Source organism: Lentzea sp. NPDC003310 (assembly GCF_040610935.1).
Taxonomy (GTDB): domain Bacteria; phylum Actinomycetota; class Actinomycetes; order Mycobacteriales; family Pseudonocardiaceae; genus Lentzea.
In genome coordinates, this window is the sequence record NZ_JBEXNC010000014.1 from 1 (window position 1) to 16,981 (window position 16,981).

Genomic DNA, 16,981 nt, shown 5'->3' on the forward strand with positions numbered 1-16,981 from the left:
GTATTACTCTCAAAGGAATACCCCGACGAGGGGTATTCATATTACTGGCTGTGTTTCGGCACGCTGTTGAGTTCTCAAAGAACACGCGCTCACCGCAGCTCTTCTCCGAAGAGAGTCACTTCCGGGGCTGTGTCAGGCTTAGAAGTCTTTCGCCGCGCTCCGTTCCGGTCTGTTTCCCGGCCCGTTCCGCGCTGGCAGAGAGAAATTTACACGGGCGCCCTGCGAGATCCAAATCGGGGGTCCCGTACGGAGTAACCGCAGGTCAGGCGCCACGCGGACGGCCCAAACAGGCCAAGATCGACGCGCAGTGTGACCGGGGCCACGTTAGAAATCTCGTATCCACGGCTAGTGGGGTGCGCTCGGCAGGTGCACGGTGACGGACAAACCACCGGTCGGCACAGCCACTGCCTGCGCAAACCCGCCGTGGGCGGCCACCGCGGCGCGCACGATCGACAGCCCGAGGCCTGTGCCGGACTGGCTGGTCCGGTCCTTGACCCCGCGGCGGAACGGTTCGAACAGCTCTTCCACGCGGTCCGGCGGGATCATCGGGCCGGACGACGACACCCGCAGCACCGACCACTGCGGCCCGGTCTCCACCACGGTCTCGATCCACCCGCCCACGTGGTTGTGGCGGACGGCGTTCTCCAGCAGGTTGCCGGCGATCCGCTCCAGCAGTGCGGGATCCCCGACGGCGAGCGCCGGCACGCACCGGAACACCGTGCGCAGGTCGCGTGCCTCGGCCTCGGCCCGTGCGGCTCTCCACGCGGACTCGACCACAGCGGACAGGTCGACCGGCTCACGCACCGCAAGCCCGATCCCGTCCGTGCGCGCGAGCAGCAGCAGCGCGGACACCAACTGTTCGGCACGCTCCCCCGCCGACCGCACGACACCGGCCATGCGCCGCAGCTCTTCGACGTCGGCGTCCGGATCGGCGAGAGTCACGTCCAGCTCCGTGCGCACCACCGAGAGAGGAGTGCGCAGTTCGTGCGATGCGTTCGCCACGAACCGACGCTGCGAGTCGAAGGCGGCTTCCAACCGGTCGAGCATCGCGTCGAACGTGTCCGCGAGCTCCGCGACCTCGTCGCGTGGCCCCTCCAGGCGCAACCGCGAGCCCAACGACTCCGCGGACAGCCGACGGGCAGCACCTGTCACATCGTGCAGAGGCTTCAGCACGCGCCCGGTGAACGTCCACGCCAGGACAGCAGCAGCTACGACCATGCACGCGAACGCGATGAGGCCGGCGCGCAGCAGGTCCTGCCGTGCGGCGACCGTCAACGCGTCGGTCAGCACCTTCACCGTGACGGTCACGCCGTCCACCGTCACCTGGCTGTCGGACGGGAACGACGGCGACGAGTCGAAAACCCGGCCCACCAGCGTCCACCCGAGGAAGAGCAGGACAGCGCTCACCAGCGCGACGAGCGCGGTGGTGAGCAGGGTGATCCGGAGACGCAGTCCTGGTCCGCGCCTTCGCATAGGTCAGTCCTCAGCAGATCCGTTCGAAGCACTCGGCACCCGGTACCCGGAGCCCACGACGGTGTCGATGATGCCCGGTTCGCCCAGCTTCTTGCGCAACGTCATCACGGTGACGCGCACGGTCGTGGTGAACGGATCGGCGTTCTCGTCCCACACGCGCTCGAGCAGTTCCTCGCTGCTGACGACCGATCCCTTGGCCGCGAGCAGCACTTCGAGGACGCCGAACTCCTTGCGCGTGAGCTCGATGGGCGTGCCACCGCGCGAGACGGTGCGTCGTGCCGGATCGAGCTCCACGTCCTGTGCGGCGAGCACGGGCGGTGTGGCCGGAGTCGCGCGCCGGGCCAGCGCCCGTACGCGCGCGACCAGTTCGGGGAACGCGAACGGCTTCGCGAGGTAGTCGTCGGCACCGAGAGAGAGGCCGGAGACACGGTCCTCGATGGAGCCGCTGGCGGTCAGCATCATGACCCTGGTGAGCGCGCCGGAGCTGAGGATCTCCTTGCACAGCTCGTCGCCGGACATGCCGGGCAGGTCGCGGTCGAGCACAACCACGTCGTACCGCGTGACGGTCGACTTCTCGTGCCCGGTCTCGCCGTCGTAGGCGACGTCCACGGCCATACCTTCGCGCCTCAGGCCGCGAGCGATCGCGTCGGCCAGAGGCGCCTCGTCCTCGACTACCAGAATCCGCACGCCTCAAAGGTGCCACACGCACCTGAGAAAGCACTTAACGACACCTTCACAGGCTGTTTTTCGGCTACGACTTCCGTGCAGGCCGATCGACCACGACCGTCGAGGCAGCCTGAAGTGCGCGAAGCTCCAGCAACGCCGGGTGCTCCTCGGCCAGGCGTGCCGCGTTGAGCAACGACCGCAGCGCCGCCGTCTCCCCGCGGGCCCGCTCCAGCGCCGCACGTCCCTCGGACGCCGCCACGAGCTCGGCCAGCGCGGCACGCCGCAGCTCACCAGGCATGACCACGTCGCGGACCGCCACCTCGGAGACCGTCACGCCCAGTTCCTCCGCACGGGCGGCCACAGCTGCGGCGATCTCGGCGGCGATCGCCTCACGCTCGGCGTCGATGGCCGAGTGTGCGCGCGTGACCACCGCACCGCGCAATGCCAGCTGCACGGCCGTGTAGAGCTCATCCTCAGGACGGGCGGCCGCGACCACGAACGTCGTGGCCGAGGACACGGCCCAACGGACGACCACGGTCACACGGACCAGCACGCTGTCCGCGGTCGGCACGTCCTGTGCGGCCGGAGTCATCGTGCGCGGCCGAAGGTCGACGCGGTGCAGCACGACGCGTCGCGGCAACTTGTGCTCGCCGGGCTCGACCTCACCCACCAGCACGCCACGATCGAACTGGACTGCCCGCTCCCACGGGTACAACGTGTGCTTCATCGTCTCCACCTCCACCCGGACAGACCACGACCCCGGTCGGCGGGGCTCGGAGCGGAAGTCCGGAAAGGACCTTCAAGGCTCGTCGCCCCCGTGTGCGACCGGGGTCGTGGCGTTCAGGGTTTGAACCTGGTGCCGTTACAGGGCGCCAAGGCGCTCGCAGAACGCGGGACCCGAGCGAGGTAAACCTGCTGGGCCGCAAGAACGAACACCGTCGGGGTGGAGGTTAGCCGACCTACTTCTCCGCGTGCTCGTCAATTTCGACGGGCAGGCATTCCAGGCGCGCGGCCCACTCCGTCACGCGCCGTGCGACGTCCTGTGCCGTGATGCCGCACAGCGCGAGGACCTCGCCACGGGAGCCGTGGTCGTGGAACTCCTGCGGCAACGCGATGTCGCGCAAGGGCACGTCGACGTCGGCGTCACGCAACGCCGCCGCGAGAGAGGAGCCGAAGCCACCGTGGCGGCCACCGTCCTCGACGGTCACGACGAGCTTGTGCGCCGCGGCCATCTCCACGAGGTCCGTGGACATCGGGTAGATCCACCGCGGGTCGACGACCGTCACGCCGATGCCCTGGTCCTCCAGCCGTTGCGCGGCCTCGAGACCGAGCTCGCCCAACGCGCCGACGGTCACCAACAGCACGTCGTTGCCCGACCGCCGAAGAACGTCCACGGCACCCACGCGTTCCAACGCGGGCAGGTCCGGGCCGACCGAGGCCTTCGGGTAGCGGATCACAGACGGCGCGTCCGAGATCTCGACGGCCTCGCGCAGTTCCTCGACCAGCGATCCGGCGTCACGCGGCGCGGCCACGTGGATGCCGGGGACCACGCCGAGGATCGACATGTCCCACATGCCGTGGTGCGACGCGCCGTCCGGGCCGGTGACGCCCGCGCGGTCCAGCACGATGGTGACGCCCTGCCTGTGCAGCGCGACGTCCATCAGCAGCTGGTCGAACGCCCGGTTGAGGAACGTCGCGTAGACGGCCACGACCGGGTGCAGGCCGCCGAGCGCGAGCCCCGCGGCGGAGGTCATCGCGTGCTGCTCGGCGATGCCGACGTCGAAGAAGCGCTCCGGGAACGCCTTGGCGAATGGGTCGAGGCCCGTCGGCCCCTGCATCGCGGCGGTGATCGCCACGACGTCGGAGCGCTCGCGGCCGACGTCGACGAGGGCGTCGGAGAACACGTGCGTCCACGTCCTGCCGGACGGCTTGACGTCCTCACCGGTGATCGGGTCGATGACGCCGGTGGCGTGCATCTGGTCGGCCTCGTGGTTCTCGGCCGGCGCGAACCCCATGCCCTTGCGGGTGACCGCGTGCACGATCACGGGGCCGCCGAACGACTTGGCGCGCTGCAGTGCGGACTCCAGCGTCTCCAGGTCGTGGCCGTCGACCGGGCCGATGTACTTGAGGCCCAGGTCCTCGAACATCGCCTGCGGCGCCAGCGCGTCCTTGATGCCGCGCTTGGCGGCGTGCAGGGCGGCGTAGACGGGCTTGCCGAAGATCGGGGTCTGCTGCAGGGCGCTCTTGCCCTTCTCCAGCACGCGCTCGTAGCCGGGGCGCAGCCGCAGCGACGACAGGTGGTCCGCGAGACCGCCGATCGTCGGCGAGTACGAGCGGCCGTTGTCGTTGACGACGATCACGACCGGGCGGTTCTTGTCCGCCGCGATGTTGTTCAACGCCTCCCAGCACATGCCGCCGGTGAGCGCGCCGTCGCCGACGACGGCGACCACGTGGCCGTGCGCGCCGTTGATCTGCTTCGCCTTCGCCAGGCCGTCGGCGTACGACAGCGCCGTGGAGGCGTGCGAGCTCTCCTGCACGTCGTGCTCGGACTCCGACCGCGACGGGTAGCCCGACATGCCGCCCTGCTGGCGGAGCTTGTCGAACCCGTCGCGGCGGCCCGTGACGATCTTGTGGACGTACGACTGGTGTCCGGTGTCGAACACGATCGGGTCCTGCGGCGAGTCGAAGACCCGGTGCAGTGCCACGGTCAGCTCGACGACCCCCAGGTTCGGGCCCAGGTGTCCGCCCGTCTTGGACACCTTGTCGACCAGGAAACGCCGGATCTCCTCGCACAGCTGCGACAGCTGCGCCTCGTCCATCCGTTTCAGATCAGCTGGTCCGTGCACGGACTCCAGCAGGGTCACCACGCCCACCTCACTCCTGAAGACTTCGGCTCAGTCTACGGAGACGCGACTGAGACGACCTGTCAGCCGGTCTCAGGTACGAGCAGGGCGATGCACTCCATGTGGTGCGTCATCGGGAACGCGTCGAACGCCCGGAGGTCCGCGAGCCGGTACCCCTGAACTGTGAATTCGGCCAGGTCACGGGCGAGGGCGGCGGGGTCGCACGCCACGTAGACGACCCGCTGCGGGCGGCGTCGTGCGACTTCAGCCACAACGACCTTGCCCGCCCCCTTGCGAGGGGGGTCGAGAACCACGACGTGAGGGTCTTCCACGGGCAGACGACGCGTCACGGCGCGTTCGACCTTGTCCGCCACCCACTCCACCTGGGACATGCGGCGCAGGTTGCGCCGGCCGTCCTCCACAGCACCGGGGAAGGACTCCACGACCAGCACGGATCCGCTTTCGCCGACCTGACGGCCGAGCACGGAGGCGAAGAGCCCCGCACCGCCGTAGAGGTCCCACGCGCGCTGTCCCGGCTCGGCCGCGGCCCACTCCCCCACGACCGTCGCGAACGTGTCGGCGGCGGCCGGGTGGACCTGCCAGAAGCCGTCGGCCGAAATTCGCCACTTTCGGCTGGCGGCGATCTCGACAGCCGTACCTGTTCCGGCGCGGCGCGCGGTGTGTCGGCCGCGCACCTCACCCACATGACGGGTGCCGTCACCGTCCTGGACGATCGTGAGCTCCTGGGCCCGCCACCGCCGGTCGGCCACGGCCTCGACCATGCCCGGCCGGGAGATCACACAGTGGTCGACGGGGATCACATCGTGGGAACGGGTGCCGCGGAAACCCGGCCGTCCGTCGCGGTCGACGGCCATCCGGATGCGGGTCCGCCACTCCAGCGGGCCGCCCGGCAGCGCCTCGACGACCACGTCCCGTTCGATCTTGGCGAGACGGGCCAGCTGCTCGCGGACGACCTGGGCCTTGAGCTCCCGCTGGGCGTCCCACGACACGTGCTGGAAGTCGCAGCCGCCGCACATCCCCGGCCCGCTGAACGGGCACGGCGCCGCGACGCGGTCCGGTGACGGCTCCAGGACCTCCACGGCGTCCGCACGGCAGAACGAGCCACCGTTGTCCTCGTACACCGACGCCACGACGCGTTCGCCAGGCAGTGCGTGGCGCACGAACAGAACGCGCCCCTCGTGCCGTGCGACGAAATGCCCGCCGTGTGCGACAGGTCCTACTTCCACTTCGAACTTCGAGCCAACCCAGCTCATCGGTCGTCAAGTCCCCTTCGGACAGCGCCGGGCGCGATGACGTCCTTGTCCTTGACCTTCACCGACGACTCGAGCTGCCACGGCACACTGGTCACCATCACACCCGGCTGGAACAGCAGCCTTCCCTTGAGCCGCAACGCGCTCTGGTTGTGCAGGAGCTGCTCCCACCAGTGGCCGACCACGTACTCGGGGATGAACACCGTAACAACGTCGCGCGGGTTGTCCGTCTTGACGCGCTTGACGTAGTCGAGAACGGGCTTGGTGATCTCCCGGTAGGGGGACTCGATCACCTTGAGCGGGATCTTGAAGTTCTCCTTCTCCCACTCCTGCACGAGCCGGCGGGTGTCGCCGTCATCGACGTTGACCGTGACGGCCTCCAGCACGTCCGGGCGGGTGGCCTTCGCGTAGGACAACGCCCTGAGGGTGGGCATGTGCAGTTTGGACACGAGGACCATCGCGTGGTTGCGCGCGGGCATCGTGCGCACGCGCTCCTGCTTGCGCAGCTCCTCGGCGACGGTGTCGTAGTGCTTGCGGATGGCGGTCATCAACGCGTAGATGGCGGCCATCGCGGCGATGGCGATCCACGCGCCCTTGGTGAACTTCGTGATGAGCACGATGATCAGCACCGTAGCGGTCAGCGCGAGACCGAACGTGTTGATGGCCTGCGAGCGCCGCATCCTGGTGCGCGTCTGGGCGTCGGTCTCGGTCTTGAGCAGCCGCTGCCAGTGCTTGATCATGCCGAGCTGGCTGAGCGTGAACGAGACGAACACGCCGACGATGTAGAGCTGGATCAGCCGGGTGACCTCGGCGTCGAACGCGATCACCAGCACGACCGCGAACCCGGCGAGGAACAGGATGCCGTTGGAGAACGCGAGCCGGTCGCCGCGGGTGTGCAGCTGGCGGGGCAGGTAGCGGTCCTGGGCGAGGATCGAGCCGAGCACCGGGAAGCCGTTGAACGCGGTGTTCGCGGCGAGCACGAGGATGAGCGCGGTGACGCCCGCGATGAAGTAGAAGCCCGGCGGGAAGCTGTCGAACACGGCGTGCGCGATCTGCGCGACCATCGTCTTCTGCTCGTAGCCCTCGGGGGCGTTGGTGATCTGCTGCTTGGGGAACTCGGCCATCCGCACGTCGGTCAGCTGGGCGAGGATGATCAGGCCCATCAGCATGACCACCGAGATGCCGCCCATCAGCAGCAGGGTGGTGGCGGCGTTGCGGGACTTCGGCTTGCGGAACGCGGGCACGCCGTTGCTGATCGCCTCCACGCCCGTGAGCGCCGCACAGCCCGATGAGAACGCACGGAGCACGAGGAACACGAACGCGAGCCCCATCAGGTGGTCGGACTCGGCGTGGATCTCGAGGCCCGAGCTCTCGGCGCGCATGTCGTCGCCCATGACGAACCCGCGGAACAGGCCGTAGCCGATCAGGCCGAAGACGCCGATCATGAACGCGTAGACGGGGACGGCGAACGCGCTGCCGGACTCGCGGATGCCGCGCAGGTTCACCGCGGTCAGCAGCACGATGGCCGCGACCGCGAACTCCGCCTTGTGGGTCGCGACGAACGGGATGGCCGAGCCGATGTTCGCCGCGGCCGCCGAGATCGACACCGCGACCGTGAGGATGTAGTCGACGAGCAGGGCGCTCGCCACGGTGAGCCCCGCTCTGCGCCCGAGGTTGACCGTCGCGACCTCGTAGTCGCCGCCGCCGGACGGGTAGGCGTGCACGTTCTGCCGGTAGCTGGCGACCACGGTGAGCATGACCACGACGACCGCGACCCCCACCCACGGCGCCATGGCGTAGGCGCTCAGGCCCGCCACCGACAGCATCAGGAAGATCTCCTCCGGCGCGTACGCGACCGACGACATGGCGTCGGAGGCGAAGACGGGGAGGGCGATGCGCTTGGGCAGGAGGGTGTGAGCGAGGCGGTCGCTGCGGAACGGCCTGCCGACCAGGAGGCGTTTGGCAGCGGTGGCGAGCTTGGACACGGCCAGAGCGTAAGGGGTCCGCTCACCGGGACGGGCTAATGCTGGGTAGGTTCTGCGGAGAGTTCGCCTGAGGAGGCATGTCGTGCACGTGGTGATCATGGGGTGTGGCCGGGTGGGAGCCTCCCTGGCCAGGGCCCTCGAGCGTCTCGACCACCAGGTCGCCGTGATCGACAAGGAGTCGCAGTCGTTCCGCAGGCTGGGCAGCGACTTCCACGGACAGCAGGTCATCGGCAACGGTTTCGACCGCAATGTCCTGATCGAGGCGGGCATCGAGCGCGCGGGCGCGTTCGCGGCGGTCTCCAGCGGCGACAACTCCAACATCATCTCGGCGCGGGTCGCCCGCGAGACGTTCGGCGTCGAGCACGTCGTCGCCCGCATCTACGACCACAAGCGCGCGGCGGTCTACGAGCGCCTGGGCATCCCGACCGTGGCGACCGTGCCGTGGTCGACCGACCGGTTCCTGCGGATGCTGCTGCCCGAAGGGGCGTCGACCGCGTGGCGCGATCCGTCCGGCACCGTGGCCGTGCTGCCGATCGAGGTCTCCGAGGCGTGGGTCGGCCGGCCGGTGCGCGAGCTCGAGGACGCGATCGGCGCGCGCGTGGCGTTCGTGATGCGCTTCGGCACGGGCGTGCTGCCCGACGCGAAGACCGTCGTGCAGGCCGACGACACCATCTACGTGGCGGCGCTGTCCGGCACGATCACCGACGTCGCGGCGGCGGCGCTGCAGGCACCGGAGGAGAGCTGATGCGGGTCGCGATCGCGGGTGCGGGCGCCGTCGGGCGGTCCATCGCGCAGGAGCTCGTGTCGAACGGGCACCAGGTCATGCTGATCGAGCGGGACCGGGCGCACTTCGACCCCAACTCCGTCGAGCAGGCGGAGTGGGTGCAGGCCGACGCCTGCGAACTGTCCTCTTTGGAAGACGCCGGCATGCAGCTGTGCGACGTGGTGATCGCCGCGACCGGTGACGACAAGGTCAACCTCGTGGTGTCGCTGCTCGCCAAGACGGAGTTCGCAGTCCGTCGTGTCGTCGCGCGCGTGAACGACCCCACGAACGAATGGCTGTTCACCGAGTCGTGGGGCGTCGACGTCGCCGTGTCGACGCCACGACTGCTCGCGGCGATGGTCGAGGAGTCCGTGACGATCGGTGACGTCGTGCGGCTGCTGACGTTGCGGCAGGGACAGGCGAACCTCGTGGAGATCACGCTCGACGAGTCGACGCCGTTCGCCGGCCGCGCGGTGTCGGAGCTGACGCTGCCGCGGGACGCCGCCCTGGTGACGATCCTGCGCGGCGGGCGGGTCATCGTGCCGCAGCCGGACGACACCCTCGAGGGCGGCGACGAGCTCCTGTTCGTCACCACGGCCGCGGTCGAGCAGGACATCAAGACCGCTCTGGGCTACTAGGCCGGCGTCGCCCGGCAGGCTCGGTCTGCCGGGCATCCGCGCCGTGGAAGCGCTCATTTGCGCCGGGCGAGCGCCGCGGAAATCCGTTGCACCTCAGGGAACTCGTAGCCGCGGGCGCGGTGACCGACGGCGCCGGCACCGGAGCGGACCGTGACCGGGCTGACGAACGGGGAGAGCGCCGCACGGCTGTTCGGCCACGGCGCGTAAAACGATGTGCGCGGCGTGCCGGACCTTGGGCACACTGCGCGTCGTGTGGCCGTTCGTGGGCAGGGTGCGCGAGGTCGAGGACGTGCTGTCCACGCTCACCTCGGGTGGCGGCGCCGCGCTCGTCGGACCCGCCGGAGTGGGCAAGACCAGGCTCGCCGACGAGGTCGTCGCACGGCTGGAGCACGCGGGTCTCGTCGTGCGTCGCTGTTACGCGACGGTGGCGACGTCGGCGATCCCGTTCGGCGCGATGGCCGCGATGCTGCCCGCGGACCTGCGCTCCGCGAACCCGCTCGGTCGCGCCGTGGAGCACCTGCTGGCCGAACGGCAGCCGTTGGTCATCGTGGTGGACGACGCGCATCTGCTGGACGACGCCTCCATCGCGTTGCTGCACCACGTGATCCGGCACGGACACGCACGGGTGCTCGTGACCTCGCGACCGGGTGAGCGCACCGAACTGTGGCAGGAGGGCCTGCTCCGCCGCTACCCGCTCGGCGACCTGTCGCGCGCAGAGTCGGACCTGCTGCTCGAACGCGCGCTGAACGGTCCGGTGGACACGCGGTCGGCGGCGCTGCTGTGGTCCGTGAGCGCGGGAAACCCGTTGTACCTCAGGGAACTCGTCGTGTCGGGCCGGGCGATCGGGGCGTGGCGCGCCGACGACGGCATCTGGGCGTGGCACGGCGAGATCGACCTGGCCGGACGCCTCGGCGAGCTCGTGCGGACCAACCTCGGCCGCCTGGAACCGCCCCACCGGCACGCCCTCGAACTGCTGGCCTACTCCGAGCCGGCGGAACTCGACCTGCTGGCGTCAGTGGTGCGCGAGGAGGTGCTCGACGACCTGGAGACACGCAGTCTCATCCGTGTAGAGGCATCGGGCCGTCGCACGGTCGTGCGCCTAGGGCACCCCTTGTACGGAAGCCTGCTCCGCACCACATGCCCGACGTTGCGCGCACGGTCGCACCAACGCGCGTTGGCCACCGCACTGGAAGCAACGGGCGCACGCCGTCGCGAGGACCCCATGCGCATCGCCACGTGGCGCCTGGACAGCGGCTCCCCCATCTCCGTCGACCTGCTCGCCGCGGCCGCCGACCAAGCCTGGGCGGCAGGAGACGCGGCGCTCGCCGAACGCCTCTGCCGCGGCGCCGTCGAGGCAGGCGGCCTGAACCGCGTCGGCCACGTGTTCGGCCAGGTGCTCATGCACGGCCACGATCCCGCCCGGGCCGAAACGACCCTCGCCGACGTGATGGCCGCCCCGCTCTCGGCGGAGGACCTCAGCCGCCTGGCCGCCACCCGCGCGATGAACCTGCACTTCGGCCTGGCCGACGCGGACGCCGCCACCAAGACGCTCGACGCCGCGGACACCCCGTCCCTGACCGGAGACGCCCGCGAGTGGCTGCAGGTCGTCCGAGTCATCCTCGACGCCCAACACACCCACGTCGCAACAGTCCTGGAACGCACCCACCAACCCGTAGCACCTCATCTGTCCGTCCACATGCAACGCACCAGAGCCCTGTGCCTCCTGCACGCGGGCCGCTACAGCGAGGTAACGGACGAGATAGCCGCCTACGAGCCCGTGGACTCAACCCCAGACGACGGCGCCCTACGCATGCGCTGCTTCGCACTAGCGTTCGCCAGCCGTCTCGCCGAGGCAGAAGCCCTCGCGCTGACGATGTACGACCGACCGTTCGACGAACTGGCCTTCACCGGCGCGACATCGCTCTACAGCGTCCTGTCGTTCTGCGCGCGCATGCGCGGCAACGGCACCCAAGCCCTGCGCCTGGCCCGCGAAGGCACCCCGAAGTCCTCGACCACACCACTGATCTTCGACGCCATCGCCCTGGCCAACCTCGCCGCCTCGGCGGCACTCACCGGCGACACCACGCTGGCGCAGCAGGCCCAGGCCAGAGCCGAGCAGGCCCGCCGTCCAGCCTGGCGCCTGGCAGGAACAACGGTCTCGGTCACGCGTTCCTGGGTCCTGGCCGCGACAGGCCAGACCAAGGCCGCCGCCGACGCCGCTATGGCAGCCGCAAACGAATGCGCCTCCCTAGGCGCACACGGCAGCGAGGCCATGGCATTGCACGACGCAGCCCGCCTAGGTCTGAACACGTCACACCGCCTGACAGCCCTCACGGCCACGATGGACGACCCGATGACAGCGGCGTACGCGGCGCACGCCACCGCCCTCGCGCACGCGTCACCATCGGCACTGGAGGCCACCGCCACGTCCTTCCAGCAACTCGGCGCCACCCTCCACGCCGCCGAGGCCCTGGCCGCCGCCACCCGCCTGCACCGAACGCGGGGCAACCTCCACGCCGCCTCCCGGACGTCCGCTCGGCAGGCCCTGCTGACGCATGACTTCGACGGCGCCCGCACCCCGGTCCTGCGCACCGACGGCCTGACGCACCTGACCCGGCGCCAGGCCGAGGTCGCGCACCTCGCCACGTCCGGGCTCACCAACCAGCAGATCGCCGAGCGCCTCCACACGTCCAAGCGCACCGTCGACAACCACCTGCACGCGATCTACGGCGTCCTCGGCGTTACCGGTCGTGAGGAACTTCGCACCGTCCTCGGCACGAGCTGATTGCGGCTACGATCCCGACGGAAGGTTTCGTGGACCTGGGGGAACACAAATGAGATCACCGTCGTACAGACGCGCGTCCATCGGCGTATTCGCCTCCGCCCTGCTCGTTCTCGCCGGCACCGCCGCGAGCGCCGTCGGCGGTGGCACCACCGTCGGCAACGACGCCCACCGCTACGTCGCGAAGATCCAGGGCCCTGCCGGTGCCTGCACCGGCAGCCTGGTCGCGCCGCTGTGGGTCCTCACCGCCAAGAACTGCGTGCCGCACGACGCGAACGGCGTGCCGACCGGACCGACCACGCTCACCGTCGGCCGGGGCGACCTCACGGGCACAGCGGGCCGCGTGCAGAAGGCGACGAAGGTCGTCCCGCGCGCGGACCGCGACGTCGCACTGGTGAAGTTGTCGATCCCGGTCATCGACCTGCCGTTCCTGCCGCTCGCCACCACGGCACCGGCGAGCGGCGCGTCGGTGCAGGTCATCGGGTACGGCCGTACCACCGACACGTGGGTGCCGGACAAGGCGGGCATCGCGCCCTTCACCGTCGGGGCACTCGGCTCGGCCACGTTCGCGATGACCAGCCCGACCGGGAAGGACACCTGCAAGGGTGACGCGGGCGGCCCGACGCTGCTCGACGGCAAGCTCGCCGGCATCACCTCGACGTCGTGGCAGCACGGGTGCCTCACGGTCACCGAGACCCGGCAGGGCGGCACGCAGGCCCGCGTCGACGACATCGCGCCGTGGATCCGCCAGACCATCGACGTCGTGCCCGCCGGGACGATCACGGGCCCGGCCGGCAAGTGCGTCGAGAACGTCTACGCGAGGCTGCTGAACGGCAACCCGGTGCAGTACCACTCGTGCAACGTCGGCGGCACCCAGAACTGGGTGGTGGCGACCAGCGGCATGATCGAGCTGCAGAACAAGTGCGTCGAGGTCGCGGGCGGTGCCACGGCCAACGGCACCAAGATCCAGCTGGCGACCTGCGTCGACGACCCGAGGCAGAACTGGACGGCGGGCCCCGACGGGTCGTTCCGCGCCCTGGGCAAGTGCCTCGACGTGACCAACGGCGTCAACGCCAACGGCACGCCGATGCAGCTGCACGACTGCAACGGCACGGCCGCGCAGAGGTGGACGGGTGCGTTCGGCACGCTGCAGGCGTTCGGCCGCTGCCTCGACCTGCCCGGCGCCTACGCCACCGAGGGCAACCAGCTGCAGCTGCACGACTGCAACGGCACGGCGGCGCAGCAGTGGCGCCCGGCGGACGGCAAGATCACGACGGCGGCCCGCTGCATGGGCGTGGCCGGTGACAGCACGGTGACCGGGACGCTGATCGAGATCTTCGACTGCGGCGGCACCCCGGGCCAGCGGTGGCTGCCGCGCGACGACGGTTCGATCCTCAACCCGCCGTCGGGCAAGTGCCTCGACCTCCGGTACGGCGACACCTCCGACTTCACTCCGCTGCAGTTGCACGAGTGCAACGGCACGGTCGCACAGAAGTGGACGATCGCGGTCTGACCCGCCCCACACGCGAACAGGGCCGGTACCTCCGTCGTGGAGGTACCGGCCCTGTTCCGCTTGCGGTCAGTCCCTGGACCTGTCGCGGGACTCCGCGTCGACGACGCGCTTGAGCTCGTCCATGTCCGGGGTCAGCAGGTCGTCGGCCGTGCGGGCGAGGACCTCCTCGGCTTCAGCTTCGGACCGGGCCTCGGCCTCCTCCTTGGCCCGAGCCTCGGCGGCCTCCTCGGCCGCCTTGAGGCGCTTGTCCGCGCGGCGGACCGCCCAGACCGTGGCGAGGAGCGCGATGGCCATCAGCGGGTAGCCCATGCCGAGGCGGGCGACCGCGAGCCAGCCGACCTGGTTCTCGTCGTAGAGCCAGCGCTGGACCACGAACCGGGCGAAGAAGACGAGCGCCCACACGAAGGTCGCGATGTCGTAGTCGCGGACCGTGGCCTTGTCGTCGCGCCAGGAGCGGTCTCTGCCGTTGAGGAACGTCCAGATCACGCCGGCGAGCGGCCAGCGCACGATGATCGACAGCAGGAACGCGCTGCCGTACACGACGCTCTGCCAGATGCCGAAGAGGAAGAAACCCTTCGCCTCGCCCGTCTTGTAGGCGATGAACGCCGCGATGCCCACGCCGAAGACGGCGGAGATCGCAGGTTGAATGGTGCCCTTGCGCACGGCGAGGACGACACCGATGACGAGGGCGGCGGCGAGGGAGCTGATGATCGCGGCCATGAGGTTCTTGGTCGCGAAGTTGACGATCACGAAGACCAGGACGGGCAGCGACGAGTAGAGCATTCCGCTCACGCCGCCCATCTGCTCGAGGACGGTGGGCTGCTTTTCTTCGGTCTTGACTGAAGTCATGAAGCGTTCTGCAACTCGTAATAGGGGTTGTAGAGCACCTTGCGCCCGTTGCGCACGGCGATGCGGCCACGGACCTTGATCGTCCGACCAGGCTCGATGCCCGCGATGCGACGGCGGCCGAGCCAGACGAGGGTGACGCCCTCGGTGCCGTCGTAGAGCTCGGCTTCCAGGGTGGCGGCCGCGTCCCGGGGGCAGAGCTCCACGCTGCGGAGCCTTCCGAGGACGGTGACCTCCTCACCGGACTTGCAGTCGCAGGCCTTCACCGCGCCGACGGCCTCCGCTTTTCGCGACAGGTCGTCCGCGTCGAGCTCGGTGACGTCGCTGGTCAAGCGACGCACCAAGCGGCGCCAATAGCCGCTCATCCCCGACTCCTGCATTGCTCTGGTGGCCCCGTGGTGTGGACCGTCTGACAGTGAGGGTACGCACGGGCGACGACAATCCCCGGTGTGCCTGCCGAGACCGTTCTCCTGCTGCCCGGAACCGCCTCTGACGAGGTGTTCGTCCGTTCCGTGTTCGCCGAGCCGTTGTCGCAGGTCGGCGCCGTTCTCACCGCACCACGTGTCCGCACACTCCGTGAACGGTTGACGGCACTCGAAAATGCCCCGGCAGGCCACCCGATCGTGGTGGGCGGCGTCTCTCTCGGCGCGCACGTCGCCGCGCGGTGGGCCGTCGCCAACCCGGACCGGTGCGCGGGCCTGGTGCTGGCACTGCCGGCGTGGACCGGCGCACCGGACGGCGCCCCCGCGGCCCTCGCGGCCAGGGCGAGTGCCGAGATCGTGCGGTCGCAGGGCCTCACGACGGCGCTGGCCGGCACGACCGGCTGGCTGCACGACGAGCTGACGAGGGCGTGGCACGGCTACGGCGACCTGCTCGTGCCGCACCTCGAAGAAGCCGCCGGGTCGCTCGCGCCCACGCTCGACGAGCTGAGGTCGCTGGACGTGCCGACGGGGATCGTCGGGTGCACCGACGACCCGGTGCACCCGATCGAGGTCGCGCGGGCCTGGGCCGACGCCCTCCCCCGCGCCGTGCTCGTCACGACGACGCTCGACGCCTACCCGCACGCGCTCGGGCGTGCGGTGCAGGCGTGGCAGCAGGCCCGTTAGCCCTGCTGCTGGATGTGCCGGGCGATCGCCTCCGGCAGTTCGACCGGCAGCGGCGTGCGGGGCGGCATGGGCTGCTCGCCGCGCACGACCACGGTGCCGCGGATCATCTCGCGCAGCGCCGCGGAGTTCTGCTCGAAGTGCTCCTCGGGACCCGCCGCGACACCGCGCAGCATCCAGCGCGGGCCGTCGACGCCGACGAACAGGATCTGCACGCCCTGGTTGCGCGCGGTGATCTCCTCGCCCCACTCGCCGTTCTCACGGTTGATGCGGGCGCCGTCCTCCTTGAGGCCGTCGATCAGCTCGGTGCCGACCTCACGCCACAGACCGCCGGACTTCGGCGCGGCGAACGCGCTGACCGTCAGCTGGCCCACGGCCGTGAGGACGTGCACGGCGCGCACGGAGCCGTTCTGCTGGTCCATCTCGACCTGCAGCTGGGCCTCGTCGGGCATCGGCAGCTGCACCGAGCCCAGGTCCAGCCGCTGCACGTCGTCGTGGGGCGCCACCGTGGAGTCCCACGGTCCGTCGACGTCCTCGTCGAACGTCTCGTCGTGCTCCGGGCCGGTGTCGACCGCGCCCGAGGAGTGACGACCGCGCTTGCGGCGCCTTCCGAACATGCCCCTACCCCTCCGCCTTCATCCGGGTGAGCACCACGTGCCCACCGGTCGAGCCATAGCCTCCCGCACCCCGTTCCGTCTCCGGCAACTCGGGGACCTCGCGGAAGACCGCGTGCTCGACGCGTTGCACGACGAGCTGCGCGATCCGGTCGCCGCGCGTCAGCACGACCGGCTCCCGGAGATCATGATTCACGAGGCACACCCGGATCTCACCCCGGTAGCCGGAATCGATCGTGCCCGGGGTGTTCACGACGCTCAGCCCCACCCGCGCGGCCAGTCCGGACCGGGGGTGGACGAAGCCCGCGAAGCCGTCGGGCAGCGCGATGGCGACACCGGTGCCGACGACCGCGCGCTCTCCTGGTGGAATGACCACGTCCGACGTGGTGACCAGATCCGCGCCCGCGTCGCCGAGACGGGCGTAGGCGGGCACGGGAACCCCCGGATCGAGCCGGGTCAGCAACACCTCGACGCTGGACACGGC

Annotated in this window: 15 protein-coding genes; 5 read left to right on the forward strand and 10 right to left on the reverse strand. The window is 70.0% G+C overall.

The annotated features are described in order from the left end of the window. Positions 1 to 345 precede the first annotated feature (345 nt). From ABZX02_RS27670 to ABZX02_RS27695, 6 genes are all read right to left on the reverse strand, one after another. Positions 346 to 1,473 carry a HAMP domain-containing sensor histidine kinase gene (locus tag ABZX02_RS27670; protein WP_355302162.1) on the reverse strand — a complete coding sequence of 376 codons (1,128 nt, stop codon included), beginning with the start codon at positions 1,471 to 1,473 and terminating at the stop codon, positions 346 to 348. A 3-nt stretch (positions 1,474 to 1,476) separates the two neighbouring features. Beyond that, positions 1,477 to 2,160 carry a response regulator transcription factor gene (locus ABZX02_RS27675; RefSeq protein ID WP_285647383.1) on the reverse strand — a complete coding sequence of 228 codons (684 nt, stop codon included), beginning with the start codon at positions 2,158 to 2,160 and terminating at the stop codon, positions 1,477 to 1,479. A 64-nt stretch (positions 2,161 to 2,224) separates the two neighbouring features. Continuing rightward, entirely contained in the window at positions 2,225 to 2,866 is a 642-nt protein-coding gene (locus tag ABZX02_RS27680) for an SPFH domain-containing protein (protein ID WP_355302164.1), read from the reverse strand. 232 nt (positions 2,867 to 3,098) lie between these two features. Then, positions 3,099 to 5,003, reverse strand: coding sequence for a 1-deoxy-D-xylulose-5-phosphate synthase (gene dxs / locus ABZX02_RS27685; RefSeq protein ID WP_355302165.1), 1,905 nt, complete (start codon positions 5,001 to 5,003; stop codon positions 3,099 to 3,101). A gap of 62 nt (positions 5,004 to 5,065) precedes the next feature. Next, positions 5,066 to 6,256: a class I SAM-dependent RNA methyltransferase gene (locus ABZX02_RS27690; protein WP_355302166.1), complete on the reverse strand. Its 1,191-nt coding sequence runs from the start codon at positions 6,254 to 6,256 to the stop codon at positions 5,066 to 5,068. Beyond that, entirely contained in the window at positions 6,253 to 8,238 is a 1,986-nt protein-coding gene (locus tag ABZX02_RS27695; RefSeq protein WP_355302167.1) for an APC family permease, read from the reverse strand. The genes ABZX02_RS27690 and ABZX02_RS27695 overlap by 4 nt, the downstream gene beginning before the upstream one ends. 82 nt (positions 8,239 to 8,320) lie before the next feature. Between ABZX02_RS27695 and ABZX02_RS27700 the strand changes: the two genes are divergently transcribed. The 4 genes from ABZX02_RS27700 to ABZX02_RS27715 all read left to right on the forward strand — a co-directional run bounded on the left by ABZX02_RS27700 (position 8,321) and on the right by ABZX02_RS27715 (position 13,934). Continuing rightward, positions 8,321 to 8,983: a TrkA family potassium uptake protein gene (locus ABZX02_RS27700; RefSeq protein WP_355302168.1), complete on the forward strand. Its 663-nt coding sequence runs from the start codon at positions 8,321 to 8,323 to the stop codon at positions 8,981 to 8,983. Beyond that, positions 8,983 to 9,639: a TrkA family potassium uptake protein gene (locus ABZX02_RS27705; protein ID WP_355302169.1), complete on the forward strand. Its 657-nt coding sequence runs from the start codon at positions 8,983 to 8,985 to the stop codon at positions 9,637 to 9,639. The genes ABZX02_RS27700 and ABZX02_RS27705 overlap by 1 nt, the downstream gene beginning before the upstream one ends. A 250-nt stretch (positions 9,640 to 9,889) precedes the next feature. Beyond that, on the forward strand, positions 9,890 to 12,424 hold the full coding sequence (locus ABZX02_RS27710; RefSeq protein WP_355302170.1) for a LuxR C-terminal-related transcriptional regulator: 2,535 nt from the start codon (positions 9,890 to 9,892) through the stop codon (positions 12,422 to 12,424). A 49-nt stretch (positions 12,425 to 12,473) separates the two neighbouring features. Further along, on the forward strand, positions 12,474 to 13,934 hold the full coding sequence (locus tag ABZX02_RS27715; RefSeq protein WP_355302172.1) for a ricin-type beta-trefoil lectin domain protein: 1,461 nt from the start codon (positions 12,474 to 12,476) through the stop codon (positions 13,932 to 13,934). Positions 13,935 to 14,000: 66 nt separating this feature from the next. Here ABZX02_RS27715 and ABZX02_RS27720 read toward each other — a convergent pair whose 3' ends face one another. Together ABZX02_RS27720 and ABZX02_RS27725 are read right to left on the reverse strand one after the other, a co-directional pair. Beyond that, positions 14,001 to 14,783, reverse strand: a complete 783-nt coding sequence (locus tag ABZX02_RS27720) for a DUF3159 domain-containing protein (RefSeq protein WP_355302174.1) — start codon at positions 14,781 to 14,783, stop codon at positions 14,001 to 14,003. After that, entirely contained in the window at positions 14,780 to 15,160 is a 381-nt protein-coding gene (locus ABZX02_RS27725; RefSeq protein WP_355302176.1) for an OB-fold nucleic acid binding domain-containing protein, read from the reverse strand. Before ABZX02_RS27725 ends, ABZX02_RS27720 begins: the two co-directional genes overlap by 4 nt. A gap of 69 nt (positions 15,161 to 15,229) precedes the next feature. Here ABZX02_RS27725 and ABZX02_RS27730 point away from each other — a divergent pair, with 69 nt between their 5' ends. Next, positions 15,230 to 15,886, forward strand: a complete 657-nt coding sequence (locus ABZX02_RS27730; RefSeq protein ID WP_355302178.1) for an alpha/beta hydrolase — start codon at positions 15,230 to 15,232, stop codon at positions 15,884 to 15,886. Here the strand turns inward: ABZX02_RS27730 and ABZX02_RS27735 are convergent. Together ABZX02_RS27735 and dut are read right to left on the reverse strand one after the other, a co-directional pair. Further along, positions 15,883 to 16,500 (reverse strand): DUF3710 domain-containing protein, encoded by a 618-nt coding sequence (locus tag ABZX02_RS27735; RefSeq protein WP_355302180.1) that lies wholly within the window; start codon positions 16,498 to 16,500, stop codon positions 15,883 to 15,885. The genes ABZX02_RS27730 and ABZX02_RS27735 overlap by 4 nt on opposite strands. Before the next feature lie 4 nt (positions 16,501 to 16,504). Continuing rightward, a complete protein-coding gene (gene dut / locus ABZX02_RS27740) occupies positions 16,505 to 16,978 on the reverse strand; it encodes a dUTP diphosphatase (protein ID WP_355302182.1) in 474 nt (157 codons plus the stop codon). Between the last annotated feature and the right edge of the window lie 3 nt (positions 16,979 to 16,981).